Raw genomic sequence first — 1,157 nt, 5'->3', positions numbered from 1 at the left:
TCGCAGAACACCTCGTAGCTCCAGGTGCCGCCTTCGCGCCCCGTGCCCGATGCCTTGGTGCCGCCGAAAGGCTGGCGCAGGTCGCGCACGTTCTGGCTGTTGACGAAACACATGCCGGCTTCGATCGCAGCGGCCACGCGATGGGCCTTGCCGATGTTCTCCGTCCACACGTAGCTCGACAGGCCGTACTCGATGTCGTTGGCGAGGCGGATCGCATCGGCCTCGTCCTTGAACGGGATCAGGCAGGCCACCGGGCCGAAGATCTCGTCCTGCGCAATCTTCATGCGGTTGTCCACGTCCGCGAAGACCGTCGGCAGCACGTAGTTGCCCTTCTTCACACGCGCCGGCAGGTCGGGCGTGCCCAGGCCGCCGCACAGCAGCGTCGCGCCTTCCTTCGGGCCGAGCTCGATGTAGCTGCGCACCTTGGCGAGATGGGCCTGCGAGATCATCGGGCCGACGATCGTCTTCTCGTCCAGCGGATCGCCCACGGTGATCTTCTTCGCGCGCTCCACGAAGCGGTCGACGAACTTCGCATAGATCGACTTCTGCACCAGGATGCGGCTACCCGCGGTGCAGCGCTCGCCGTTGTTGCTGAAGATCATGAACACCGCCGCATCGAGCGCGCGTTCGAAGTCGGCGTCGTCGAAGATCACGAACGGGCTCTTGCCGCCGAGCTCCATGCTGAACTTCTTCAGGCCCGCCGACTTCACGATGCGGTTGCCGGTCGCGGTCGATCCGGTGAACGAGATCGCGCGCACATCCGGATGCGCCACCAGCGGCTCGCCCGCGTCCTTGCCATAGCCGTGCACGAGGTTCAGCACGCCGGGCGGGATGCCTGCTTCGAGCGCCAGCTCGCCAAGGCGCGCGGCGGTCATCGGCGACAGCTCGCTCATCTTGAGCACCGCGGTGTTGCCGAAGGCCAGGCAGGGCGCGACCTTCCACGTCGCGGTCATGAAGGGCACGTTCCACGGCGAGATCAGCGCGCACACGCCGACGGGGTGGAACAGCGTGTAGTTCAGATGCGTCGGCGTCGGGTAGGTGTGCCCATCGACCCGCGTGCACATCTCGGCGAAGTAGTAGAAGTTGTCCGCCGCACGCGGCACGAGCTGCTTGCCGGTCTGCGCGATCACCTGGCCGCAGTCGTTGGTCTCGGTCTG

Annotated in this window: 1 protein-coding gene; it reads right to left on the bottom strand. The window is 66.1% G+C overall.

What is annotated here, in order from left to right:
• Positions 1–1,157, bottom strand: a 1,157-nt coding sequence (gene hpaE / locus BLW05_RS35245; RefSeq protein ID WP_093169588.1) for a 5-carboxymethyl-2-hydroxymuconate semialdehyde dehydrogenase, incomplete at both ends; no start/stop codon positions are given.

Origin of the sequence: Variovorax sp. YR216, assembly GCF_900107745.1 — a bacterium.
Lineage (GTDB): Bacteria > Pseudomonadota > Gammaproteobacteria > Burkholderiales > Burkholderiaceae_C > Variovorax.
Note: the sequence above shows the minus strand (reverse complement) of the source record. Positions and strands in the feature narration are given on the sequence as shown.